Genomic DNA, 26979 nt, shown 5'->3' with positions numbered 1-26979 from the left:
CATATCATAATAATAGATTAATTCTATCCGAAAAATACAGATTAATAGGTATTGTTTTATAATTTAATTATTCAAATTATTGTTATATGATTAAGTACCTTTTTACTGCTCTTTTTATATTTATGCAGTTTATACTTCTGGCTCAGGATGTTTCCATAGAATTCAGACATCATGATAAAGCTTCAGGTTTGGATCAACCTTTTCCTTACAGCATTATTCAAGACAATAGTGGTTTCATCTGGATTGGAGGAGAAAATGGACTTTGGAGATACAGCGGAAGTGAATATAAACATTACCATCATATAATATCTGATCCAAACTCATTGGTGTATGATTTTGTATGGAAATTGTTCGAGGATAGTAAGGGTAATATTTGGGCTTGTACTTACGGTGGTGGTCTATCAAAATATAATCCTAAACTGGATCAATTTTCAAACTACGCTCATATTACTGGAGATTCCAATTCTTTAAGTGATAACAAAGTTAGAGGGATAGCTGAAGATTCGGTTGGAAATATATGGATTGGAACTAATGAAGGACTTGACAAACTGAATCCCGAAACTGGGAAATTTCAACACTTCGGACTTCAAGATGGACTGGCTGATTTAACAGTAAGGACTATCAAGCTCTCAAAGGATAACTCACAACTATTTATTGCAACTGGAAATGGTGTAAACCTACTTGATCTCCAAACTGAAAAATTTAAAACCATAGGAAAGGAAAACGATAGTATACCTGGTTTGAGGTATACCTATGTTTACGATTTACTTGAATATGATGGTCAACTATGGGTTGGTACTGGTGGAGGATTAGAAATAATTGATCTACAATCATTCAAAGTAAGACATATTTCAGCTAATCCTGAAAATGGTGAAGGCCTGAGTCATAATGTATGCTTTTCAATATATAAAAGTCCCAAAAACTCTGATATCATATGGTTTGGAACCATGAATGGAATTAACTATTACAATAAAAAGAAAGAACGATTTTTTTGGGTAGAAGCGCATCAAAAGGATGTGGACAATATAGGTGGAAATAGCATTTATAATGTTTTTGAAGATAATTTGGGTGGGATTTGGGCCGCTGTAAATAATGGAGGAGTATATCAATCGCATCCTTCATTCAATAAATTTAAGTATCATAATTTTCTTCCCGCTAATACTGATAAATACCTTAATAGATATACTAGCTACATCCAACATAGTAATGACGAATTACTCATAACTTCTTATTCTGGCCTAATCGTATGGAATCAAAAAGACAATTCTCATCAAATCTTTAAAATGAATAATGGTGACCAAGGTAGTGTAAATAGAATGTCTCAAATCACTCGATATAATGAAAATGAGTATCTAATATCCGTTTGGGGTAATTTCATTTACCATTGGGATCATCATAAAAGGAAACTTACTAAGCTTAGAAACGATTCTGGAGACTCAAATTTAAATTTCAATTTAAGAATTTATGTAGATCATAATAAAACCATTTGGTTGGGTAATAGCCTCAAAGGATTATATCAATACGATCTAGAAAAGCAAAAATTAAACCCTTACTTCGTAAGCGATTTATCAAATCTTGAAAATAGTGGTGATGAATATATTAAATATATAACAGAAGATAATAATAAAAGGTTATGGGTTGGCACTGCTGATGGTCTTCACTTATTAAAGGATGGCGTGTTTGAGAAATTTTCACCTTCCAGAAAAAAAGGAGATTTAAGCAATGGAAATATTAACCATATTGCTAATAGTTCTAAAAATGGCTTATGGATCAGCACTGAATTAGGATTAAATTTTTTCAGTTTTACAACTAATACTTTTACCAGCTACTATAAAAAAGATGGTCTCCCATCCAATGTTATTAGTGGAGCATTAGAAGATGATAATGGAAATCTTTGGGTAGCAACAGCCTCTGGGCTTGCTAAAATGAATAATGAAAAGCAATTTTCTATATATGATGGTAGTGATGGTTTAAGAGAAGAATATTTCATTTTTGGTTCTGCATTTAAAAGTGAGGATAATCATTTATACTTCGGAACTTCAAGAGAGATTGTGCATTTTAATCCTGATGAATTAGAATATAATAAAATGCCACCCAAGCCATATTTTGATCAATTATCTATTAATAATTCAGTTGTGAACATGGCAAGTAGACCTGATTTATTGAATTCTACTTTATCAGAATCTAGTTTATTAAGCTTTCAGCCCACCGATCTCTTACTAAATTTCAACTTCGATGCCTTAAATCTTATAAACGGCCAAAAAAATAAATATTCTCTAAAAATGGAAGGCTTAGACACTGAATGGCGGTCTCCATCTCTTAAGAAAAATGTAAGTTTCAGTAATTTACCAGCTGGTGATTATAAGTTAAGATTAATTGCTGTAAATGATGAAAATATCTGGAGCAAAGAGGAGGCCTCCTTAGCCATTACTGTATTACCCTATTGGTATGAATCCTGGTGGTTTAGAACAATTCTTGCATTTTCATTAATCCTAATTATAGGTTTAATCATTCAGTGGCGCTTTAATATTATTAAGAGCACAAATAGAAAACTTGAAGGTTTGGTTAAGAATAGAACTGAAGAAGTATTGGCTCAAAAGGAAGAAATTGAAAGCCAAAATGATAAATTACTTTCCAGAAATAACCGAATTGAACTTCTATTAAGAGAATTAAATCATAGAATTAAAAATAATCTTCAATTGGTATCAAGCATTCTTAATCTTCATAGTAGAAGTACAGATAATATTGATGCAAAAATGGCTCTAACTGAAGGTAAGTTAAGAATGCAAGCTCTATCATTATTACACCAAAAGTTATACATGACCGAAAAGTATACCGAGGTAAACTGTAAGGATTATATTAAAGAACTTCTAGACTATTTATCCATCGCCTTTAAAAGCAACTATTCTAATGTGGAGTTTATCCTTGATATAGACGATTTTAAACTCAATCTAGATCAAGCAGTTCCGCTTGGATTAATTTTGAATGAACTTGTCACTAATTCACTCAAGCACAGCGGAAAAGAAGAATTGAAAATTGAACTCCTTGCAAAAACAAACGCTGATAAAATAATGATCAATTTAAAAGATAATGGAGACGGTATAACTCAAGAACAGTTTGAGCAAAGTAGCTCTTTTGGTATCAGTATGATAAAGTCATTAGTTGATCAAATTGATGGTAGGTTAAGTGTGGGCTGTAAAGATGGACCTCATTTTAAATTAGAATTTATTAGTAAGGAAAACGATTAAGAAATGAATGATTATAAAAATATCTTAGTCATTGAGGATGAATCATTAATCGCGCAGGATCTCTCCTATTTGCTACAAGACTTGGGCTATAATTGTATTGGCATTGCAAAGAATTATGAAAGAGCAATGCTATTATTCAATACTAATGATGTCCATCTGATTTTATGTGACATCAATATCGAAGGAGATAAAGACGGTATTGAAACAGTATTAGAATTAAATAATATCAAAAAGACCCCTACCATATATCTTTCAGCCTATTCTGATCATAACTTAGTTAGCAGAACAGCAGATACGGAATCTTATGGATACTTGGTAAAGCCCTATAATGAAAGAAGTTTAGATGTTGCCATTAATGTAGCTCTTCAAAAGTTTTATAAAGAAAATAATACTGAAGTAAATAAAGACTTCTTAAATAATTTTACGACTCGTGAAGTTGAAATCATCAAATTATTGGCGGCTGGTAAAACAAGTTCAGAAATAGCGAATATCTTATTTATAAGTACTCAAACGGTCTCAAAACACCGAAGTAATATCCTTAAAAAATCAGGCTGTAAAAGTTCTACTGAATTGATACATCAGTATTATCAATAAAAAAAACTAATTTTAGAAAAAATTATTTATTTCAAATAATTGCTTAAATTAAGTTCTGAACAAACACAGTTTTATGAGATTATTTACTCATCCCAAATTGAGAATTACAGTAGAGGAAATTAATAATATCCCATACATAAAAGAGGTTTGGAGAGGAGTTTTTAACCCAGAAGTTTTTCGAGATTTAATCGATACTTCCCTGTCTATTTATGCAGAAGAAATAAAGAAACATAAAGTAACTGGTCAATCTAAATTTTTACTTTTTGCAGATGTGACTGAATTAGAAATCATTAGAGCGGAGGAAATTAATTGGTTGGAAAGTGATATAAATCCACAATATGAGCAACTTGGTTTTACTCATCAAGCTGTAATAGCTCCAGCAACCAAAGTAGCCTCTAATAAAGTGGAAGAATATGAGTCAGATGACGATGAAGCTGCTTTTGTAACAAAAGTTTTTAAAAATCATAAAGAAGGATTAAAGTGGTTTATTCATTTAAATCAATAATTTTATTCCAATATAACCTTCTCCCCTTTTGGGTATTTTACTTCATAAATAAATTTCTTGCTAACTGACTCATTACTATTTAGATTCAATTCCCATTTTAACTCTCCCGTTTTCTCAATATACTTCGCTTTAGATTTTTCCTCTAAGTTCACCTCTATCTGTTCTCTTAATGACACCGGTATTTGATCATATAAATTCAGTTTTATAGGCTGAGATTTAGTATTTCTTAACTTTATTTCAAAGCCTACTTTCTTACTTTGATTAAGTCCTATAAAATTTCGGGTACTAAAATCATCAATTTTATCTCTCTCAATTACTATACCTTTATCATTGCCTAATGATAATTGTAAAGTATCAATTGTAGCATTCGCATTTAAGATAGTGGTTCCAACAAAAGCACCTTCAAAAAATAATTTAGCCTCTCCTTCCATTAAATTATATTGGTCCCAATTAGAAATAGCGGCTACTAAATAAGCATTTTTATCAAGTTTTGGTATAGCTACATAATGATAATCTGCCTTTACCTCGTATTCCTTCAAATCAATAAACATTTGAGGACTACCCGATTTTATAGTATAAGCATCTTCAACCTCAAACTCAATATTGGTTTGTTTTTTAATAACTGTTGAGGTCATTTTTTCAGCACTGTTTATCTTCATTCCTGCTACTTTATCTTGCACTCTTTTTGATTTGGATAATCTTTCTTCTCTTGAAGCATAACCGTAAGCTGTTACAACAACTTCTGATAATTCCTGAACATCTGTTTCTAATCCAACATTAATAATAGAAGAATTAATACCCACTGTTTTATTTTTCATACCGATATAACTGAAAACAAGTTGATTAGATCCTCTTGGAACGGTTACTGAATAGTTGCCTTGTAAATCTGTAGTAGCTCCAATTGATGTTCCTTGAACAATTACATTAACTCCAGGTAGAGGTTCTCCTGTTTCAGCATCTACTACACTACCTTTAACTGAATTGCGATTCACCCCTAAGTTAGAGATATCATTTTCTTTAAATTGAGTGAAACGAGCATAATCTAAATACCAAGTTTCCAATTCTGGTACATCTTTATTTTGATTCGGTTCAGCATTTGAAAATCGCAGTTTAACATTATTCCAATCTTCACCAGTTTGCTGAAAAACTTCAGCCTGATATTCTAATGCAATCGGTTGAGTGATATCTTTTACATTTAATCTATACTTAGGATACCAGCCCGCCCCTTCTACAAAATAGCTTACTTCAAAATTTGCATTGGTAGTTTTCAGAACCTCAACCTTTACTAAAATATTGCTTTTTGTTTCTTTTCCTAACCTTGCAATTCCTGATAATTGATTATTTAGTCTTGATAATCTGTTTCTTAAATCACTTAATTCAATATTTACGGTAGATTGTTCTTCTTTGATTGAAGTTAACTCCTTTTCATATAAACTTAGCATTTGTAATAGCTGAGTAGAAGATATATTCTCCGATCCCAAATTCTTATTTGCAGCTATTAAAGCTTCTTTTTGATTTAAGACATTTGATCTATTTGACTTTATTCTTATGTCATCTTCAACTTTGTCAATCAAATTTTGTAATGAATCAACCTTTTTAGAATTTGTATTCTCTTCTAAATAGTCATATTGATGTTGAACTGAGATGATTTTTAAATTACCGGCAGCTTTTACATTAATACTATTGGGATCCATATTAGGAGAAAGTGATTTCATTACTAAATCATAATTCCCTTTTTGTAAATTAATTGAACCCATTCTGAATAACTGAGCACCTTTTAAGAATACGGTAACTTGTTCTGTTTTAGTCGTTAATGTTTTTTCCTGATACTCCTTTTGTCCTGACAGATTAATTGATAGACCTAGAAATAAAATAGTGATCAGCTGCTTCATATAAATGTTTGGTTAAAACTTAAAACGTAATTATTCGAATAATCGTACATCCTCAATTGATTCAGGTGTAACATTAAAAAATTCTTCGTGAATATTAAATGAAGCTTCATCTCCAGCTTCTACTTCTTTATAAAAACTATCCTCATTCATTTCATAAGCATTCACATTATCTTGTAAATTATATCTTAAGATATTCATGACTTGCTTTTTCAAGGTTTCATCTACTATGAGGAATAATGACTCTAATCTCCTTTCAAATGATCGAACCATCATATCGGCACTTCCTCCATACACCTTAGGGTCACCATTATTATGGAAATAATAAATTCTTGAATGCTCCAAGTAATTACCTACTATAGAACGAACTGTAATATTCTCACTCAATCCTTTTCTACCTGGACGCAAACAACAGATCCCTCTAACAATTAATTTAATTCTAACTCCTGCTTGAGAAGCAGCATATAATTCCTCAATAGTCTCTTTATCTTCAAGTGAATTTATTTTAATACAAATACCGGATGGAAGCCCAGCCTTTGCATTCTCTGCCTCCTGCTGAATTAGTCCGATTAAACGAGTTCTCATATCTTTAGGAGCCGTAATTAAACGCTCATATTCATGTGGAAGACTGTGCCCTGTAATTACGTTAAAGAACTCTGATATATCCTGAGCATAAACTTCATCTGTACTCATTAAACCAATATCAGTATATAACCTTGCAGTATCCTCATTATAATTTCCACTCGCCATGTGTAAATAACGCGTTACTTTTTCTTTCTCTTTCCTAACGATCATCAATAACTTCGTATGAGTTTTATATCTGCTAATACCATAAATCACAAAACAGCCTGCTTTCTGAAGTCTTTTTGCTTCTCTTATATTATTTTCCTCATCAAAACGAGCTTTTACTTCAAATAAAACCGAAACATGAATACCATTTTCAGCTGCTTTTAATAAGGCATTTGTAATTCTTGAATCTTCGGCTAAACGGTATATGGTTAGCTTAATAGAAAGCACTTTTGGATCTTCAGCAGCTTTCTCTAGCATATCGATTACAGGTTCTATATTATTGTAAGGATGATGCAAGAGAATATCACGATCCTTCAAGATTTCAAAAATATTGTCTGAATCTGATTTATGTTCTGGAAATGCTAAAGGAGGAACTGGATCAGGTGTCGAAGGAATTTTATCCTTGAACTCGGTATGTTTTATAATTTGCCAAAGTGCGCTATAGTCAACTAAATCCCCTTTCTTAAACTTAAAAATATTGTCTTTGTCAATCTCCCATCTATCACAAAGAATTTTCATCATCCATTTGTCATAGTCCTTATCAATTTCGATTCGCACTACCCTACCAGTTTTTCGGGTCTTGAGCTTTTTACGCATTTCCTCTAGAAAATTAGCCTCAATATCATCACTTTCCTCGAGTGTGAAATCACCATTACGAGTAATTCTGAATAGGTTTACAGATAGAATTTCAATATTTCGGAATAGCTTATCAATATTAGCTTTAACCAATTCCTCTATAGGAATAAATAACATTTTATCATCACGCTCAACTTCATAAAACCTTTGAATATTTTGAGGAATCTGAATAAATGAAAGCTTTTTATTATCCTTTTTTTCACCGAAAGTCCTGGTAACTACAGAAAAAATAAGAAGCTTATTCATCAAAATTGGAAAGGTATGATAATTATCATACACCATAGGTGTGAGCATTGGGAAGATGATCTTATCAAAAAATCCATTTGCCTTCTTCAACTCACTATCAGTTAAATCAGTCAACTTTGCAATTTTAAAGTTGTTCTCCTCAAAAATAGGTTCGAGCTCATTTTCAAAAAGCTTATTTTGCTCTTTTACAAAATTCTGGCATTCCGTTAATAGTTTTTTCCTGAAAGGCAACTCTCTTAAGCCCGAATAATCAACACGCTCTCTACCATAATCTATATAATTATAGAGCGATCCCACTCTAATCATGAAGAACTCATCTAAATTTGAGGCAGTGATGGCTAAAAACTTCAAGCGTTCAAAAATTGTTCTGCTCGGTTTTCTTGCTAAATCTAGCACACGATAATTAAATCGTAACCAACTTAAATCTCTACTTACTAAGTTACTCTTATTAATTAATGAACTTATTCTATCTATTGCCATGGAAAGTAATTCAAATTTTTATCTCAAAAAATTTCTTCTATGAAATAATTGAATGGTAAAATTAGCTTAAATAGGTTTATTTAAGCAACAATACAAATTAACAAAAAAGTGATCTATTCTAAGAATATTTTAGATTAATCTGCATTCATTTCTGATAATTGGCGGTAGTCGCTTTTATAAGGAGTGGGAATAATTTTTATAAAACTAATTCAGTGTATAAGGATTTAATAATCCCCATATCGCGTGATAACTTAGTTCCAAAACAAGCTGTATTAAAATAAGAATACCGAATAGTTTTAATTTTTTTCTCACACTATTTTCTTTAGTTCACTGAAATAAATATATGATTAAAAATACAATATTTCAACCTTTTATTTTGATACATCATTATTTGATGTATATTTGTTCTATGTATTCAAAAGAACTATTAAAAGGAACATTAGGCGTTATCATTTTAAAGCTCCTTGAAGAGAATGGGAAGATGTACGGTTATGAAATTTGTCAAAAGGTAAAAGAAATATCAGATGGTAAAATTTTAATCAAAGATGGAAGTCTCTACCCTACTTTACACAAATTACTAAAGGACGGCATTCTAACTACCGAAGAAGTAAATATTGGCAAAAGAGTCAGAAAATATTATACCTTAACTCATAAAGGAAAAGGAGAAAAAAAATTAGTGGTGAAGGAATTGGAAGATTTTATTGAAACCTTAAATAAAATAGTTTTTACAGATAACAAAACCTCTCCTGCACTATGATAACGGATGAACAACTCGCTTATATAGCTAATCAAATTAATGATAGCAGTATTTCATCATTGGAGATGCGAGATGATCTAATTGATCATTTTTGTTGCCTGATAGAAATTGAAATGCAAAGAGGTCGTGACTTCGAAGATGCTTATCAGAAAGCGTATGAGCAAACCACTCCAAATGGTTTTGAAGAAATACAATATGAAACACTTTTTTTATTAAACCACAAAAAAATAATACTCATGAAACAATTCACTTACATTTCAGGCTTTATTTTTAGTTTTTCATTTACAGTAGGCTTATTTTTTAAATTAATGCATTTTCCAGGAGCAAACATTATGATGTTTTCGGGTTTATTGGGCGTATCCTTTATTTTCCTACCCTTATTACTGATCATTAAATTTAAAGATAAGGTTCTCACTTTAATGTCTGAGCGACTAAAATGGATTTTCGGTACTTTTAGCTTAATGCTGATCTTTTTAGGAAGCTTCTTTAAGCTATTACATTTACAAGGGGCTGGTGTGTTATTTGGCCTTGGATTTTTAATCTTCGGTTTTCTTTTTCTACCCTTTTATTTTTTCAGAATGTATAAGTCTAGTCAAGAAGAATCTGTATTGCACTCATAATTTAACTTCATGAAAAAAATAATTTACACCTTAACGTATTTTGCCTGTTTCATCTTTCTTGCTGGAATTTTCTTCAAAATAATGAAGTTACCTTATACATATTATTTATTATTTGGAGGAGAGAGTTTAGCGGGCTTAATATGTTTTCCTATAATCTTTTTTATGAAATGGAAAGAGGGTGAATTAAATGACTTGAAAATTAGGTTTCAATGGATTTCTGGTCTATTTGCCTTTATAGTTTTTATATTTTCTACCTGGATAAGATTTTACGATAACCAAATTGGAGATTTTAGTTTAGCTTTTTCGTTTTTCCTTTTATCCTTTACTTTTCTCCCTGTTTTCTTCTACAATATGTATCAGAAATCAATTAGAAAAATTTAAATATTATTCCCTAATAAAAACCATACAATGCTGCCAGGGAAGGTTATCAATGTTTTCTTTCAATTTAAAACCGGCAGCATTCATTTCTTTTACAGCCTGCGCTTCACTCATTTTGTGTAATTCTTTAATAGGCACTGTTTTGTCTTCTGCCCGATATTCAATCAAATAAATTTCGCCCTGAGGTTTTAGCGCATCTTTTATAGAAGCTATCATTTCAATAGGATAACTAAATTCATGATATACATCTACCATAAGTACTTTATCTATTTTATTTTCAGGTAAATTGACACTTCGCTCTGATCCTTTAACCAATTGAATATTTAAAACACCTAATTCCTCTTTTTTATCTTGAATAGCCTGAAGCATTTCTGCTTGAATATCTACAGCATAAACCTCTTTTGCTTTTGGTGCCATTTTAAAAACATGATAGCCAGAACCTGCACCTATGTCGGCAATTACATCATCGCCCTGAATATTCATGTTTTTTAAAAGTCTATTGGTATTTTCTTCTTTTTCCCGTTCTGGTCTTTCCAACCAATTTATACCCTGATAACCCATTACATGAGCTATTTCTCTATCCATATACCATTTCCCAGTTCCAAAGCGATCACCGGCTTTAAAGCTGTAAGCTTGATTATCATTGTCATTTTGTGAATGACAAGAAAAACTTAAGAAGAAAAATATTAACAATAGCAATAACCTTCTCATAACTGAATATTTGTTTCTTAAAACTACGCAGTGAGCAAATAGTTTGCATAAAAAAAGGGTTGCTTTCACAACCCTTTCATCTATCAAATAACCAAATAATCAATTATAGATCTTTTTTAACATCCCATTTTTCGAGGTAATCAGCTACTCTCCTCACTACCATTCCTCCTAATGAACCATCTACTACTCTATGGTCATATGAATGAGATAAGAACATCTTATGTCTAATTGCGATTACATCTCCCTGAGGGGTTTCTAATACAGAAGGCTTTTTAACAATAGCTCCTAAAGCTAGAATACCTACTTGAGGTTGCATAATAATTGGAGTACCCATTACATTACCAAATGATCCAACATTAGAAATAGTAAAAGTACCTCCTTCTAATTCCTCAGCTTTTAATTTATTATCTCTAGCTCTCTTAGCTAAGTCATTTACTTTATTGGCTAACCCGCGTATGTTCAATTGGTCAGCATCTTTTATAACAGGCACGATTAAATTACCACTTGGTAAAGCAACTGCCATCCCTATATTAATGTGTTTCTTCTTGATGATTCTATCACCGTCAACTTGCACATTAATCATCGGATAATCCTTTATTGCTTTTACAACCGCCTCAATAAAAATTGGTGTAAAGGTTAGATTTCCATTTTCCTGTTCCTTGAAAGTATTTTTATGTTTATTTCTCCACTGAACTACACTAGTCATATCAGCCTCAACGAAAGAAGTAACATGTGGAGAAATTCTTTTAGAATCCACCATTCTTCCTGCAATCATCTTACGCATTCTATCCATTTCGATGATCTCATCATCTGCAGAAATGCTAACTGGAACACCCTGTGGTGCCGGTTGTGCGGCAGCTGGTTGAGATGCTGGAGCAGACTGCTGAACAGTTTGAGCTGGCTGACTTTGAGCAGGAGCTTCTCCTCTATTATCTAAATAGGATAAAATATCTTTTTTAGTTACTCGTCCATCTTTACCAGTACCAGAAATAGACTCTAATTCAGCCATTCCAATATTTTCTTCTTTAGCGATGTTTCTAACTAAAGGAGAATAAAATCTTCCTGAATCTGAACGAGCTGCAATATCATGACCATTATTTCCTGAATAAGAGCTTTCCGTTGAAGCAGCAGGTGCAGCTGAGGTTTCTTGTTTTTCAGGCTTAGAAGTTGATCCATTATCTGATGATGCTGAGGTTCCTCCTTCAGTTTCAATTATTGCTATAGGTTTTCCTACAGCTACAATATCACCTTCCTGAACTAAAATTTCTTTCAAAACTCCAGCCTCAAGAGCGGGTACCTCAGTATCTACTTTATCAGTAGCTACTTCTAATACAGATTCATCTTCTTCAATAGTGTCACCTTCCTTTTTTAACCAGGTAAGCACTGTTGCTTCCATAATACTTTCACCCATTTTGGGCATTACCATTTCTACAGTTGCCATGAAATAATTAGTCGTTTATTGAAATGAAAAACTCTTATAAAAAAATATATTTTAATTAAAAGGACTATTTCCTTCTATTATAAGCTAGAAACGTTTTAAATGTTTCAAACCAAATCAAATTTGTACAAAATTAACATTTATAAACTTTTTCTCAATTAATTTGAGCTTAAAGTTTGCCGAACCAAATTTAATAATGAATTAGTTGTGATTTCAATATTACCATGTCTATCAAATTGAAAATGATATAATTTAGTTTGGGTTTTAGTACCATCAGCCAAAGCTACCCACACTGTACCCACTGGTTTGTCCTTAGTTCCTCCTCCAGGACCTGCCACACCACTGGTTGAAACTCCAATATCAGCATTGAATAATTCACGAACTCGTTCCGCCATTTCAATTACCGTTTGCTCACTTACCGCTCCGTATTTTTCAATAGTTTCTTTTCTAACTCCTAATACATTGATCTTTAAATCATTATGATAAGGATTTATACCTCCTCTATAATATTCTGAACTTCCAGCATTTGAAGTAATTAAATGAGCTAAATAACCACCTGTACAGCTTTCAGCACATGCGATAGTTTTGTTTTGCTTTAACAATAAATCCCCTATTTTTTGAGCTAAATTGCCTTCATCGGTTCCATAAATATACTTTCCTACTAATTTATAAAGCTTGTCTACCTCTTGATCAATTAAGGCATTCAAATGCTTTTCATCTTTCCCAGAAGCTGTTAACCTTAACTTCACCTGTTTTAAACCTGGAAGATAGGCTAACTTGATTTCCTTTGATAATCCATTTTCCCAATCTTCAAGTTTTTCAGCCAAAATGCTTTCCGGAACTCCTACGGTATGAATCATCTTATGAATTAAAACAGGAGTATCAAAAATCTCTTTAAACTTTGGAAGAATGGAATCCTGCATCATTTGTTGCATTTCTCTTGGAACACCTGGCATAGAGATAAATATTTTGTTATCCTTTTCAAACCACATACCTGGAGCGGTTCCAAATTTATTTTCAACAGGCTTACATTTTTCTGGTAATTCAGCTTGTCCTTTATTCAAATCATTTAACTCTCTTCCACGCTTTGCATAACGTTCCTTTAAATCTTCCAATATATCTTCATGAAGCTTCATCCCAGAATCAAAATATTCTGCTAAAAGTGGCTTTGTTAAATCATCTTTCGTTGGGCCAAGGCCTCCGGTAATCAAGATAATATCAGCGTTTTTCTCAGCTTCACGAAAAGCATTCATAATGCTATCGCGTGAATCTGAAACTGTAACCTTACGAGAAACTCGGATTCCAATCTTATCTAATTCTCCACAGATAAAATGAGAATTCGTATCTAAAGTCTGACCGTATAAAATCTCATCTCCTATTGAAATTAGTTCGGCATAAATATTTTTCATTGAATTGTTTTCTTAACGTTTTATTACAAATAAAAAGGAAGCCTCAAGCTTTCCTCTTCTAATTATTAAATAATAAGCTCCTTGTTCTAATTCTGATACATCAATAATCTCAGTTTGAAGAAAAGGTTTTGTATTATTCGATTTTAAAACCTCTTTCCCGCTTTGATCAATTATACTGTATTCATCAAATTCAAATTGATCTCTTCCAGTAAGGTGAACGAATTTATTAGCAGGATTCGGATAAATTGAAAAGTAGGATTTTAATTCATTTTTATTGCCTAAAAGAGGATCATCAAAAACAACCAATTGCTTTCTTCTAAGATCACTGCAACCCAATGTGTCTTTAACAGAAAGCTCTAAAATGAAAACTCCAGGTTCAGTTAAAGTGTGTATTAACTCTTGTGTACTTCCTATTGAATTTCCATCCAATTTCCATTGCCATTCTGAAGCTTGATCAAATTCAGAAATCAGGTTGATTTCTTGATCAAATGCTAAATTAATGGTATCAAGAGATACAGAAAATTCTGCACTTAAATCACTTACAAAAACAGGTACTTCAACTGGTTCAGAAGGTTTATAGTTTGAAACATTCACAGCATAAATACTCATGTTGTCAGAAATGCTGTCAAGGCTAACATTATCACCTCTCCCTATTATTTCAGTCATAGTACTGTCTCTGAAGTAATATACTTCATTTGAATTATTGGAATTAATGACTACGGCCTCACTCTGACATAAATAATAATCATCAAAAGTAGGTACAGGACTTTGATCTGGATTAAAAACTACCGAATCAATACAATTAGATTGACTAACCGTAATAAGTTTTAAAGGGAAATTTTTAAGTGCCAGTAAATCAAAATATAACTCTTCTTCTGTGCTAACTGTATCAGCTCCAATCAACCAATAATAATTCGTTGCTAAGGGAGAATTCTGAACAGCATATCCTTGCATGTTAACTGTTTCAGCTTGAAGGTTTAAACTTACATTCATTTTAGCATGTAGCGGAACAATCTGAACTTCAACTTCTTCAACAGTAGAATAATAATCACCCTTTTCATTTCTAACATAGAAAAGAGTATCCTTTTGAATTGATTCTATAATGAATTCAGAGCCTTTAAATATTTGATTCTGTAATAAACTATCTGAGTATATTGTAATTTCTGTTAAATCAGGATCACTTATAAGCAAGTCTGAATTTTTACAGACTTCAAGCTTTCCAATATTGGGTTTAGGAAGTCTTTCAAAAACTTCAAAAGTTTTACTTAGAGTATCTTTACAACCTATCTGGCTTGTTATGATAAGTTGAGCTGAATAGCTTCCTTCCGAATCGAATATAATAGAAGGATTTCTACGGCTAGAAGTTATTCCATTGCTAAATTCCCAGTTCCAGCTCGTTGCTAATTCACTGCTGTCACTAAAAATTACACTATTTGCTTTATCAGGATCAATTAATATGGGTTCGGAAGGTAATGTAAAATTAGCAATGGGTCTTTGTATACTTATAACCAATCTTTTTCTAATACTTTCTATCCCCATCGAGTCGAGTTCTACATAATAGAAAGTAGTATCCTGATTGATTTGGCCTGGCGCAAAGTTATCACCTGAATAAATTGGACTTGAACTACTCGAACTTGTATAAATATTATACTGTGATTGATCAGGAGCACTAATTACTGGGCTATCTCCTTCACATATTAAAACCTGTCTACCAAATGGTGGGTTAGTATAGCTAATTGAATCTTTTTCTTTGGCAGTTGAAACTAATGCTTTTAACTTATCAAGGTTATCAGCTCTAAGTATAGCAAAAGACAAATTAATTGAACTAGAGTCCTTAAATTGTGGATATAAAGCGCCATGTAGTGCTCCTACATTATTTCCTCCTGAATTTTGACCAGCCGCTAGCTTTGAAAATGAATTTACCAAAGCATATTGAATGGTGGATTGTTTTAATGAATCATTTTCTAGATCAATTGTATGACCATTAAAATTATCCATATCAAACGCATAAAAAACTGAATCATATTTAGACAATATAGCTAAACCCACATATTCACTTTGAGCCTCATCATAGGCATATGATAATTGCAAAGCACTATCATAAGCTACTGAATTATTTATCTTTTCATCAATGGCATAATCTGTAAATAATGTGAAGTACAACGAATCATAAATATTAACACTTCTATTTTCAATTTTGAATTGATGAATTAAAATATCAGGAGAGTCATTCCAAGCCAAAAATCTTTGTCTGATATAAATACCTAATGGATTAGAAACATCGTCCTTTTCATTAAAAACACTTCTTACGTCAAGGTCAGCAGTTTGATCATTATACCTTTTTAATGACTGAAAACTTTCAAAATCCTCAGCATAAATAAAATTTGTTGGGCTTATCACAGAATTCCTTCTCAAGCTATCCAATCCGGCATAAAGAATAACTCCTGCATTATCAATTACTCTTTTATTATTGTAATAGACTGCAAACTCATTAAACGGATTTTCCTGACTTCTCCCAAAATTACCGGTTGCATTCAACCCAAATTTCCAATTATTGAAAGTAAACAATTGAATTTTAGGACTACTCTGAATTTGAAAAGATTGATAGTCATTATAAAATTCGCCCTCAAAAAGTATTCTAAAATTTAATGCTTCATCTTCAGGCAAGTCTTCAGATAGAATCACTTTAAAGGGCTGATTTGTATTTATTACTGACTGATTATTTCCTAAAGAATCAATCCTATATTCTCCTTGTAATATTTCAACATAAGGACTGGAAGTAGTTAAGCTTACGTTTATACTCTCAGTTGATTCTAAATAGTTTGTGAATTCAACTTGTATAGAAAGCGTATCGCCAAAATATGCGGCTTCTTCCAATCCGTTTGTGTAACTCACATCACTAATTCTAATCGATGGACTAGAAAAATCTGCTAGAGCTTTAAATACATTCAGTCTTCCCTTACCAAATTGATAGAGATAATCACGATTACTTCCTACGTCATAGATATCATCAGAAGTTACTCGAAGTTGTTCCATAACTTGCAATGCATTCCATTCAGGGAAAACAGAGCGAAGTAATGCTGCTGCTCCAGCTACCATAGGTGCCGCATAGGATGATCCACTATCAGTTCCGTAAGTATCTCCATTTTCCGTAGTATAAATCCCAACACCAGGTGCTACGATGTCAATGAAATCACTAAAAGTAGCATTTTCATTTCTGCTGTCGTCAGAATTGACATAACCTACAGATAATACATTATCATAAGAAGCTGGAAAAAAGTCTAATTCCGCATTGGTATTTCCCGCAGCAGCCACCACTACTACATCCTTTTCCAATACCGCATAATTTATAATATCCTGAGCAAATTGTGAATATCTACCAGAACTACCCCATGATAGATTGATTACATCACACCCTTGGTCAGCAGCATATATAATGGCCTCAAAACTGTTTCTTGAAAAGTTATTTTGAGTTTGAAAAATTTTAATAGGCATAAACTTTGTCTTAAATCCTACCCCTGCAATACCTGTATTATTATCTGTTGCAGCTGCTGCTATACCTGTCACTCCTGTACCGTGAGTGCTACCATCTGATTCGGGGGAATTATCCTCATCTGCAAAATCCCATCCATAATAATTATCAATATATCCATCACCATCATTATCAACCCCATCAATAGGATCTGCAGCATTTAAATATAAGTTAGCATTTAAATCCTCATGATCTAGATCCGCACCTGTGTCAATAATACCTATAACTACATCTTCATTTCCCTGAGAAGTATTCCATGCATCATAAATATTAATTTGTGCCAAATGAAACTGTGCCTGACCGAACTGTGCTTCAGGGTCGTTGGGAACATATAAAGGCTTTACATTTGGGTATTTTTCAACATACTTGACATTATCAAAGGATTTTAGATAGTTGATGTACTGCTTTTCATCAATAGCATCATTGATTTCTATTTTGAAAAGATTATCCAAACTACTTTTTCCAATAGATCTATTCCTTCGAGAATTAGATTTACTTGAAAAGCTTTTTAAATTTTTTACTGATTTATTTTCTTCTAAATCATCAATGTTAAGCGCATTTGAAAAGGGTTTTCTAGATTTACTATCCTCTTTCAATTTCACAACTAAAACACCTGGAACATATTCTTGAGCTACTCCCTGCTGAATAATAAATATGGACAGCAATAGAGGTAAAATGTACTTCATAGGTTGATTCTTTTTCTTCACTTCCTTGTAAAATATTATCCGTCTAAGGAATTCTATTTTCTTGCTTCAAATCTTAAATGTATATTTATGCTTTTAGAAATAAACACAAATTTAAAAATATTATCCATGAGTTTATACGAAAAGCATAAAGACACTTTAAAAAAGGCAATTGATGCTGTTCACGAACGATCTTTTTATGCTCAATACCCAGAGCATCCATCACCAAAGATTTACGGTGAAACTGCAGATAAAGATGGTCAGGAAAAGTTTAAAGCGAGTTTAGATAAGAAATTTGAGGACTTATTGCAAACAGATCCTGAAGCATGGGTTGGCCAAGAAGAATCTCCTTATTTAGGTAAACCATTAGGAATATTATATCCTTCTTTTAGTTCAGAAACATTAATTGATAAAGCAAATAAAGCCTGGACGCAATGGAGAAATACTTCAATTGATGATAGAGCTGCAATTTTAGTAGAAAGCTTAGATCGATTTAAGGACAGATTTTTTGAAAATGCATATGCGACCATGCACACAACTGGGCAAGGATATATGATGGCATTTCAAGCCTCTGGACCTCATGCAGCGGATAGAGCTATGGAAGCTATAGCTTTTGGTTATGACGAACTAAAAAGATTCCCTGAAAGTAAATTCTGGGATAAGCCAATGGGTAAATTCAATGTGCAACTCAATAAAAGCTGGAAACCAATGCCAAAAGGTATCAGCTTAGTAATTGGTTGTAGCACCTTCCCTACTTGGAATTCAGTTCCCGGTCTTTACGCTTCACTAATGACTGGTAATCCTTGTATTGTAAAACCACATCCGGGTGCAATTTTACCAATGGCTATTGTAGTATCCGAAATTCAAAAAGTATTAAAGGAAAATGGAATTGACCCTAATGTTTGCCAGCTAGCTCCTGATACTTATGATAAGATGATCACTAAAGATTTAGCTGAACACAAAGAAATTAAGCTAATCGATTATACAGGTAGCTCTGCATTTGGTAGCTATTTGGAAGGTTTAGATAATAAAATTGTATTCACTGAAAAAACTGGAGTTAACTCAGTAATCATAGACTCTGCAAAAAACATTGATAAAGTAGCTCAAAACTTAGCTTTCTCTGTTTGTTTATATTCTGGTCAAATGTGTACTTGCCCTCAGAATTTCTTCATCCCGGAAGGAGGAATTGATACACCCGATGGAAATGTAAGTTTCGATGAATTTGCTCAAAAGCTTGTTGATAACATCAACGGATTGGTTGACAATCCTAAAGCTGGGCCATTTGTTCTAGGAGCTATTCAAAACCCTAAAACGGTAGGACATACTGAAGAAGCAAAGAAAATGGGCGGAAAAGTTTGGCTTGAAAGCAGATCAATTGAAAACCCAATGTTTGAAAAAGCTAGAACTGCAACTCCTATTATTATTGAAATGGATGCCAAAGATGAAGATAAATTCACTCAAGAGCTATTCGGGCCAGTTGTATTATTGATTAAAACTAAAGATACTAATCAATCTGTAGAATTAGCTTCATCATTGGCTGCAAATCATGGTGCAATTTCATGTGCTGCTTATACAACAGATGAAAATACGAAGAATTTAATCATGGATAAAATGGGTATGGCAGCAACTTCAGTTAGCTTTAACTTAACTGGTGCTATACATGTGAATCAAAATGCAGGATTCTCTGATTTCCACGTAACGGGAGGTAATCCTTCTGGAAATGCTTCATTAACCAACCCAGAATATGTAATAAAAAGATTTACATGGGTAGGATTTAGAGAGCCAGCTGAATCGTAAAGAGATTTTATTTAAAAGTGAAAAGCCTGGTTTCTTTAAAATCCAGGCTTTTTTATTTGAGGTGTTGTTTAGTCCTAAAATAAGTTACCAACTAGACCATTATTATTTAGAACCCAGGCTATTATTAGGACCAATGTTCATTTCGGAAAGTTTTTCTCCTCCTTTTATTCCAAAATCCAAAGTTCTGATTGGGAATGGAATGGTAATATCATTTTGATCGAATGCTTCTTTTATAGCAATTATTGCATTTGACCTCATTTCCAAAAAGCTCGGTTCTGTTGGATATTTAATCCAGAACTTAATATCAAAATTAATAGAGCTATCCCCATAACCCGTGTAGGTGAAAATCATATCCTCTTTTCTAACTACATAATCAAGATTATTAAGAGTTTCTAAAACTAATGACTTTACTGTCTTTAAATCATCACCATAGGAAACTCCTACAGCTAAATCAATTCTTCTAGTTCCTAAAACAGAAAAATTTTCGATAGGGTTAGATAACACATCTTTATTAGGAATATACACTTCTTGACCTTGAAAAGTCTCAATAACGGATACTCTCAAGTTAGTTCTAGTCACTTCTCCCATATAACCTCCAACCTTAATAATATCACCCACTAAAAAAGGCTTCCTAAATGCTAAAATCACACCTGAAACGAAATTGGCTGCTATATCTTGAAAAGCAAACCCAAGGGCTAAACCTACTACTCCCACCCCAGCTAAGAGGGAGGTCACAGCTTTATCTAAATTAAGAATATCTAGAATGATGAAAATCCCTATCCCCATCATCGAATAGTAAATGATAGTAGCGAATAGATTTTCTAAAGCTTTATTGTCAGAAGATTTCTGGAATATCTTAATAAATACCTTTCTACTTAATTTCGATACAACCACAAAAAGGATGAAAAGAATCACGGAAAGCAACATATTAGGAATCATATCCACGAAAGTATCAAACCATACTGTAAATTTATTTGCGATTACTTCTAATGGTTCTTTAATTTCCTTTCCTACTGAATTAAGTTTTCCCTCTTGCATAAAAATTTGGTTTGCTAATAGTATAAATGCTAAGATAAGCCCTTCATCATAAAAGAAAAATCAAAATAATTTTCTATTATTAATCTATGTGTTACGATGTTGCTTATTTAACTCAGAAAAAGAAAAAATACGCTGAACGCCATCCTGATAAGGACCTAGAGGCTATTGAAAGTTATTTTGATGAAAAAGGAAACCCCATAAAACCGGTTTTCCATACTACAGGGTTCGACCACCCTAAGCTAGCTGTAATTACATTAGAAAAACCAGATGAATTTCAATTGATGGAATGGGGATTGATTCCATCATGGGTGAAAGATAATGATCAAGCCCACCAGATGCATAACAAAACGATTAATGCCAGAAGTGAAAGCATGTTTGAGAAACCGGCTTTTAGAAAAGCTGCAGCAGACAAAAGATGCATAGTGATGGTAGATGGTTTCTTTGAACACCAACATAGAAAAAAAGAACAGGTCCCTCATTACATCAGCTTGAAAGATAATCAACCTATGAGTTTAGCTGGGATTTACGAAGAATGGGTTAATCCTGAAAACGGACTGAAAAAGCAAACCATTAGTATTGTGACTACTCAGGCGAATTCCATGATGGCTGAAATTCACAACAGCCCAAAATTGAAAGAGCCTCGGATGCCTTTGATTCTACCTAAAGAACTAGAAGAAGAATGGTTGAATTCTATTCAAGATAAAGTGAGCAAAGAGCAAGTGGAAGCTTTAATTAAACCTTATGATGAAAAATTCATGCAAGCTTGGCCTGTAAAGGCTGTCAGAGGGAAGAAAAACAGACCACAAACTCATGATATAATTGAGCCTCAGGAATACGGTGAGCAACTGGGCTTATTTTAAAAAAAGCCAAGCTTGAAAAAACTTGGCTTTTAAAATCTTAATTTGATTCCAATATTTGGAATAGCTCATCCAGTTTAGGTGTGAGGATGATTTCAGTCCTTCTATTTTCTCTTCTTCCTTCTGCAGTATCATTTGTAGATTTAGGTGAAAATTCGCCTTTACCAGCAGCAGTAACTCTTTCGGGTGAAGCTCCATTTTGCGTTAATATTCTTACTATTGAAGTAGCTCTCAACACACTTAAATCCCAGTTATCTTTTAAATATCTATTGTTTCCCGAAATTGGAACATCATCAGTGTGGCCTTCTACTACTATATTAACATCTTGGTTTTCTTTTAATACCTGAGCCAATTTCTTTAAGGCCTCTACTCCTTTTGTATCTACTACTGTACTCCCGGAGTTAAATAATAATTGCTCCGCTAAAGAAACATATACTTTACCGTTTTTGACTTCTACTGTCAGGTCGTTTTCCTTAAAATTAAGTAAAGCCTCACTTACCTTTTGCTTTAGTGCATTTACTGCTGCTTCCTTATCCGCCAATATTTTTTCTAATTCAGCAACTCTTTCCTCACGCTCAGCTAAGTTAGCCGCTAATTCATCATTTCTTTCTTTTGAAATTTCTAAATCAGCTTCCATTTGTAATAATTGCTTTTCTTTATTGGCTAAATCTTTATTAAGCTTTCCACTACTGCTCATTAATTTATCATAATAGTCGTTTAGCGTTTCATATTGTTGCTGTAAGGAATCTAGGCTGCTCTGGGATGCTTGATACGCTTCTTTGGATTTCTCTAAAGACTCTTTTTCTTCTGCCAGTTGAGCTTCTAATGATTCAATTGTATTCTTTTTCATTTTCAACTCATCTTCCAACTCCATTTTATCAGCATCCAGTTTAACTTTCTCAGCCAAAAGCTGGTCATATTTCTTCTGGGTTACACATGCAGCACTACTAAAAATTACTAAGGCAATAAATATTGTTCTTACTATCATTTTTTTAGATTTAATTATATTGAAGTCTGTAACGAAACTAATGAAATATTGATTGTATTGATACTAAATTTAAATTTATGAAAAAGAAATTAGTCGTCTTAACCGGAGCGGGAATAAGTGCTGAAAGTGGGATTCCAACTTTTAGAGGAGAAGATGGATTATGGGAAGGACATGATGTTACTGAAGTGGCCTCCCCACAAGGCTGGGCTAAAGATCGAGCTTTGGTTTTAGACTTTTACAATCAAAGAAGAAAGGCAATTTTTGAATCGCAAGCTAATGAAGCGCACAAAATTCTAGCTGATTTAGAAGATCATTTTAATGTAGAAATCATCACTCAGAATATTGATGATCTGCACGAAAGAGGAGGTTCAAGCAATGTGTTACACTTACATGGTGAAATCAAAAAAGCAAGAAGTACGGCCGATGAAACTTTAATTTATGAGCTTGACAATTGGGAATTAAAAGAAGGAGATCAATGTGAAAAAGGTTCGCAATTAAGACCTCATATTGTTTGGTTTGGTGAAATGGTGCCTCTGATTGAGCCAGCAGCTCAAATTGCATCAGAAGCTGATATTTTCTTAGTTGTCGGTACTTCGCTAAAAGTTTATCCTGCCGCAGGCTTGATCCACCAAGTAGGACCTCATGTACCCATTTATGTGGTAGACCCGAGCACACCCGATTATTATGGCAACAATCAAATAACTGCTATTGCAAAAGGAGCGGTTGAGGGGATGAGAGAATTGTATAAAGAATTAGTAAACAAAAAAGCCTGAACTGCTGGTTCAGGCTTTAATATTAAATTAGGCGAATTGTTTAAACATCAACTTTCGCATATTTTGCATTTTTCTCAATAAAATCTCTTCTAGGTGGAACCTCATCCCCCATCAACATACTAAACAAATGATCTGCTTCAGCTGCTGATTCAATGGAAACTTGTTTCATTTTTCGTTGTGTAGGATCCATAGTGGTATTCCATAACTGCTCAGGATTCATTTCACCCAAACCTTTGTAACGTTGTAAGTGTACTGCACCTTCAGTTCCATCAGGAGATATTTCTTTAACTGCTTCTACTCTTTCATCTTCTGTAAAAACGTATCGTTCTGTTTTACCTCTTTTAATCAAATATAAAGGAGGTTGCGCGATATAGATATAGCCTTTCTCAATCAATTCTCTCATATAACGGAAGAAAAGCGTTAAGATTAACGTTCTGATGTGTGATCCATCGATATCAGCATCCGTCATAATTACAATTTTGTGATATCTTAGTTTCTCAAGATTTAAAGCTTTTTCATCATCTTCTGTTCCAAAACGTACGCCTAGCGCAGTTAAGATATTTTTAATCTCATCATTATCGTAGATTTTATGCTCTTGTGCTTTTTCTACATTTAAGATTTTACCTTTCAATGGTAGTATTGCTTGAAAATTACGATCACGCCCCTGCTTAGCAGATCCACCAGCTGAATCACCCTCAACTAAATAAATCTCACACATGCTCGGATCCTTTTCAGAACAATCAGCTAATTTACCCGGTAAACCAGTACCTGACATCACATTTTTACGCTGCACCATTTCACGCGCTTTACGAGCGGCATGTCGGGCTTGAGCTGCCAAAATAACTTTTTGAACTATCATTTTAGCTTCCTTAGGGTTCTCCTCTAAGAAATATTGTAATGTTTCGGCAACGCAGGTTTCTACGGCACCCATTACATCTGAATTACCTAATTTGGTTTTTGTTTGCCCTTCGAATTGTGGTTCTGCTACTTTAACGGAGATAATTGCAGTTAAACCTTCTCTAAAATCATCCCCTGCAATTTCTATTTTTTGCTTATCTAATAATCCAGACTTATCAGCATAAGACTTTAACGTTCTGGTTAAAGCTCTTCTAAAACCTGAAACGTGAGTACCTCCTTCATGAGTATTAATGTTGTTTACATATGAAACTACATTCTCAGTATAGGATGTATTATAGTTCATGGCAACCTGAACAGGTACACCATTTTTCTCACCTTCCATGTAAACAGGTTGAGGAATCAGCTTTTCTCTACCAGCGTCCAAATAATCAACAAATTCCAAAAGTCCACCTTCAGAGAAGAAATCCTCTTCTTTAATGTTACCTTCTTCGTCTTTTTCTCGATTATCGATTAATTTAATTTTGATACCCGCATTCAAATACGCTAACTCTCTTAAACGAGTGGCTATGGTATCATATTTATAAACTGATTCTGTGAATATATCCGTATCTGGCTTAAAATGGATTCTAGTACCTGTAATGTCGGTTTCACCAACGGGTTTTACGGGATAATCTGGAACCCCTTTTTGATATTCTTGTTGGTATATCTTTCCATCTCTACTGTATACAGTAGCTTTTAAATGAGAAGATAGAGCATTCACACAGGAAACCCCAACACCGTGAAGACCACCAGAAACTTTGTAAGTATCTTTGTCAAATTTACCACCAGCGTGTAGTACAGTCATAACTACTTCTAGAGCCGATTTCCCTTCTTTCTCGTGCATGTCCACTGGGATACCTCTACCATCATCAACTACGTCAATTGAATTATCGGTATTGATTTCCACAATAATCTGAGAACAATGCCCTGCCATTGCTTCATCAATAGAATTATCAACAACCTCCCAGATCATATGATGAAGTCCTTTAATCCCTACATCACCAATGTACATGGCTGGTCTCTTTCTTACTGCTTCTAGTCCCTCTAAAACGGTAATATTACCCGCTGAATAATCTTTGTTCTTATTATCTTTTTCTGTACTCATAGTGTTTTTACCAAAAGGTCAAAAATAGGTTAATTTAATGGATTTTGATAGCTTTATTAAGTGTTTTTTCAGCATTTTAATGATAATGTTCTCTAACATAATTTAAAATTTATATTGCCAAAACAATAAATTAACTATATATTTAGTTTTTAATTGACTGAAATTTCCTATGTATAGAATTATCCTTCTACTTATATCCGCTCAGTTAATATTGACTTTCAATACTTTAAGCCAGCATAAGTTTTATTCTAAACAAGATTCACTTGACTATAGACACTACAGCTTAATACTGAGTAAAGGTTACTCATTTTCGGTTGAAAATGGAGCGGTAAAAAGAGTTTTGGTAGATAGTAGCTATCTAGAGTCCGATAAATATATCCCTTATGACTCTGCTTTAAAAATAATAAGGTCTATCCCTAAATTTTCATACTCAACCCATTCACCCAATAAAGAATTTACTTCTCTTAAAGAGCTTAACGAAACGAATCAATACGATTCTATAACGCAGCTTTCAATATCTGGAAAATCCAATACTAAACTTCCTTTATTAAGAATTATAAAATGTAAAAACCTAAAAGAAATTGAACTTGTAGGGACCAATATTAGGAAAATCCCATGGATGCTAAACTGGAAAGTTTTTGGTTTAGACAGTCTAAAAACAATAAGAGTATACAATCATGCACCTGGTGTAAAACTCAAATTTGCTAAGAATGATAATATTGAGAAATTTGTATTTCGCGACAGTCCCTACTCTCCTGCACCTCATTTTTATAAATTAAAAAATTTAATAGAAGTTGATTTAGTCCAAAATGACTTTGCCCCTGATACAAAATTCAATTTTGAAAAGTTTAAAAAATTAGACCATTTAAATCTGTCTAAGAACTCAATTTCTATTAAAAATTTAGCAAAAGATACGGTTCACAGCTTAGGGCATCTGATATTATCTTTTAACAACCTTCAATCTGTTGATCAGGAAATTGGCTATTTTAAAGACCTAACGGACCTTCAGCTAGCTGAAAATGATATAGTAAGTGAAAATATTGATCTTGCTTTAGGTACTTTAACTAATCTGGAAATATTATCATTTTACAAAAATGAATTAGACAGCATCCCTCCTTTCATTTTCAACCTTAATAATTTAATAGAATTGGATTTATACTATAATGAAATTGAAAAGCTTCCATCTCAATTAGGTGAATTAACTAAATTAGAAAGGCTATATATTGCACACAATAAATTTTATAGCATCCCTGAAAGTGTTGGGAAATTAAGATCTTTAAAGGAATTCTACATTCACCATAATCGAGTCTCTTACTTACCTCAATCTATTGGAAATTTGGAACATATTACTGATTTCCATATTCAGAATAATTACTTTCAAGGTTTTCCTGAATTCGTTCTAAATTATCGAAAACTAGAAGATTTAGATGTTTCGAATAATGAAATTGAAAAATTACCTAAAGAAATATTACAACTTGAAAATTTGAAATATTTATGGATGAAGGGCATAACCTTTTTAGCCACTGACAAAGCTGAGGCTAATGATATTAAAAACACATTAGAATCACTTCAAAAAAAAGGTGTAAAAGTCAGCATCGACCTTGAATAA

The 26979-nt window shown here is 33.0% G+C and carries 19 protein-coding genes; 10 read left to right on the top strand and 9 right to left on the bottom strand.

The window, feature by feature from the left end; all coding sequences use genetic code 11:
• The first annotated feature begins 86 nt into the window (after nt 1-86).
• From QYS47_RS09325 to QYS47_RS09315, 3 genes are all read left to right on the top strand, one after another.
• Nucleotides 87-3248, top strand: coding sequence for a ligand-binding sensor domain-containing protein (locus QYS47_RS09325; RefSeq protein WP_322345711.1), 3162 nt, complete (start codon nt 87-89; stop codon nt 3246-3248).
• A gap of 3 nt (nt 3249-3251) precedes the next feature.
• On the top strand, nt 3252-3842 hold the full coding sequence (locus tag QYS47_RS09320; RefSeq protein ID WP_302125685.1) for a response regulator transcription factor: 591 nt from the start codon (nt 3252-3254) through the stop codon (nt 3840-3842).
• A 73-nt stretch (nt 3843-3915) separates the two neighbouring features.
• On the top strand, nt 3916-4347 hold the full coding sequence (locus QYS47_RS09315; protein WP_302125688.1) for a hypothetical protein: 432 nt from the start codon (nt 3916-3918) through the stop codon (nt 4345-4347).
• 2 nt (nt 4348-4349) lie between these two features.
• Here QYS47_RS09315 and QYS47_RS09310 read toward each other — a convergent pair whose 3' ends face one another.
• Together QYS47_RS09310 and ppk1 are read right to left on the bottom strand one after the other, a co-directional pair.
• The gene (locus QYS47_RS09310) at nt 4350-6239 is read right to left on the bottom strand and encodes a DUF4139 domain-containing protein (RefSeq protein ID WP_322345708.1); all 1890 of its coding nucleotides are present in this window, start codon (nt 6237-6239) and stop codon (nt 4350-4352) included.
• A gap of 30 nt (nt 6240-6269) precedes the next feature.
• The gene (gene ppk1, locus QYS47_RS09305; RefSeq protein WP_322345705.1) at nt 6270-8387 is read right to left on the bottom strand and encodes a polyphosphate kinase 1; all 2118 of its coding nucleotides are present in this window, start codon (nt 8385-8387) and stop codon (nt 6270-6272) included.
• A 409-nt stretch (nt 8388-8796) separates the two neighbouring features.
• Between ppk1 and QYS47_RS09300 the strand changes: the two genes are divergently transcribed.
• The 3 genes from QYS47_RS09300 to QYS47_RS09290 are packed head-to-tail and all read left to right on the top strand — an operon-like array spanning nt 8797 to nt 10145.
• Nucleotides 8797-9144: a PadR family transcriptional regulator gene (locus QYS47_RS09300; RefSeq protein ID WP_308358440.1), complete on the top strand. Its 348-nt coding sequence runs from the start codon at nt 8797-8799 to the stop codon at nt 9142-9144.
• Complete coding sequence (locus tag QYS47_RS09295; RefSeq protein WP_322345703.1) at nt 9141-9764, top strand: hypothetical protein; 624 nt, start codon at nt 9141-9143, stop codon at nt 9762-9764. Before QYS47_RS09300 ends, QYS47_RS09295 begins: the two co-directional genes overlap by 4 nt.
• A 9-nt stretch (nt 9765-9773) precedes the next feature.
• Entirely contained in the window at nt 9774-10145 is a 372-nt protein-coding gene (locus QYS47_RS09290) for a hypothetical protein (protein ID WP_322345701.1), read from the top strand.
• A gap of 3 nt (nt 10146-10148) precedes the next feature.
• On the opposite strand, the gene QYS47_RS09285 is transcribed toward QYS47_RS09290, so the two are convergent.
• From QYS47_RS09285 to QYS47_RS09270, 4 genes are all read right to left on the bottom strand, one after another.
• A complete protein-coding gene (locus QYS47_RS09285) occupies nt 10149-10853 on the bottom strand; it encodes a class I SAM-dependent methyltransferase (RefSeq protein WP_302125697.1) in 705 nt (234 codons plus the stop codon).
• A gap of 103 nt (nt 10854-10956) precedes the next feature.
• Nucleotides 10957-12294, bottom strand: coding sequence for a dihydrolipoamide acetyltransferase family protein (locus tag QYS47_RS09280; protein ID WP_322345698.1), 1338 nt, complete (start codon nt 12292-12294; stop codon nt 10957-10959).
• Between the two features lie 155 nt (nt 12295-12449).
• The gene (locus tag QYS47_RS09275) at nt 12450-13700 is read right to left on the bottom strand and encodes a competence/damage-inducible protein A (RefSeq protein ID WP_322345697.1); all 1251 of its coding nucleotides are present in this window, start codon (nt 13698-13700) and stop codon (nt 12450-12452) included.
• 12 nt (nt 13701-13712) lie between these two features.
• Nucleotides 13713-17918: a S8 family serine peptidase gene (locus tag QYS47_RS09270; protein WP_322345696.1), complete on the bottom strand. Its 4206-nt coding sequence runs from the start codon at nt 17916-17918 to the stop codon at nt 13713-13715.
• A gap of 126 nt (nt 17919-18044) precedes the next feature.
• On the opposite strand from QYS47_RS09270, the gene paaN reads away from it, so the two are divergent.
• Nucleotides 18045-19712: a phenylacetic acid degradation protein PaaN gene (gene paaN, locus QYS47_RS09265; RefSeq protein WP_322345694.1), complete on the top strand. Its 1668-nt coding sequence runs from the start codon at nt 18045-18047 to the stop codon at nt 19710-19712.
• A 102-nt stretch (nt 19713-19814) separates the two neighbouring features.
• Here the strand turns inward: paaN and QYS47_RS09260 are convergent, their stop codons facing one another.
• Complete coding sequence (locus tag QYS47_RS09260; RefSeq protein WP_322345693.1) at nt 19815-20750, bottom strand: mechanosensitive ion channel family protein; 936 nt, start codon at nt 20748-20750, stop codon at nt 19815-19817.
• 86 nt (nt 20751-20836) lie between these two features.
• Here QYS47_RS09260 and QYS47_RS09255 point away from each other — a divergent pair, with 86 nt between their 5' ends.
• Complete coding sequence (locus QYS47_RS09255; protein ID WP_322345691.1) at nt 20837-21610, top strand: SOS response-associated peptidase; 774 nt, start codon at nt 20837-20839, stop codon at nt 21608-21610.
• Nucleotides 21611-21647: 37 nt separating this feature from the next.
• On the opposite strand, the gene QYS47_RS09250 is transcribed toward QYS47_RS09255, so the two are convergent.
• Nucleotides 21648-22595 (bottom strand): OmpA family protein, encoded by a 948-nt coding sequence (locus tag QYS47_RS09250; protein WP_308356834.1) that lies wholly within the window; start codon nt 22593-22595, stop codon nt 21648-21650.
• Nucleotides 22596-22672: 77 nt separating this feature from the next.
• On the opposite strand from QYS47_RS09250, the gene QYS47_RS09245 reads away from it, so the two are divergent.
• On the top strand, nt 22673-23368 hold the full coding sequence (locus QYS47_RS09245) for an SIR2 family NAD-dependent protein deacylase (protein ID WP_322345688.1): 696 nt from the start codon (nt 22673-22675) through the stop codon (nt 23366-23368).
• Nucleotides 23369-23408: 40 nt separating this feature from the next.
• On the opposite strand, the gene gyrB is transcribed toward QYS47_RS09245, so the two are convergent.
• A complete protein-coding gene (gene gyrB / locus QYS47_RS09240) occupies nt 23409-25370 on the bottom strand; it encodes a DNA topoisomerase (ATP-hydrolyzing) subunit B (protein ID WP_308356836.1) in 1962 nt (653 codons plus the stop codon).
• Between the two features lie 169 nt (nt 25371-25539).
• Here gyrB and QYS47_RS09235 point away from each other — a divergent pair, with 169 nt between their 5' ends.
• Nucleotides 25540-26979 (top strand): leucine-rich repeat domain-containing protein, encoded by a 1440-nt coding sequence (locus QYS47_RS09235; RefSeq protein ID WP_322345686.1) that lies wholly within the window; start codon nt 25540-25542, stop codon nt 26977-26979.

Origin of the sequence: Marivirga arenosa (assembly GCF_030503875.2) — a bacterium.
GTDB lineage: Bacteria > Bacteroidota > Bacteroidia > Cytophagales > Cyclobacteriaceae > Marivirga > Marivirga arenosa.
This window is presented reverse-complemented; position numbering and strand designations above follow the sequence as displayed.